Raw genomic sequence first — 314 nt, forward strand, 5'->3', positions numbered from 1 at the left:
GGTCACGGGGCCGAGGTGGCCATTGCGGGGCTGGACCCCGGCCGGAGCGAGCTGCCGCAGCTCCCGCTCGCGGCGGCCAGCGCGATCAACCCGGCCGCGGGAAAGCGCGGCTTTGCCAAGTCCGGCGGCCTCCTCCGCTTCGTCACGGGCCGGGCCGTGAGCGCGTCGGTCGCGGCCCTCGTGCGGGGACGCGATCCGGACGTGGTCGTCGTAGACTGCATGGCGCTCGGGGCGCTGCGCGGCGCGCTCAGCACCGGGGTGCCCACGGTGGTGCTCTTCCACAGTTTCGGCGGGTACTGGGAGCAGAGCTTTCT

The 314-nt window shown here is 74.2% G+C and carries 1 protein-coding gene; it reads left to right on the forward strand.

Translation table 11 applies throughout. The features are described 5' to 3' along the window. Positions 1 to 314, forward strand: a 314-nt coding sequence (locus OOT08_RS00415) for a hypothetical protein (RefSeq protein ID WP_325090622.1), incomplete at both ends; no start/stop codon positions are given.

This window comes from Leucobacter sp. M11 (assembly GCF_035726885.1).
Taxonomy (GTDB): domain Bacteria; phylum Actinomycetota; class Actinomycetes; order Actinomycetales; family Microbacteriaceae; genus JAPFRB01.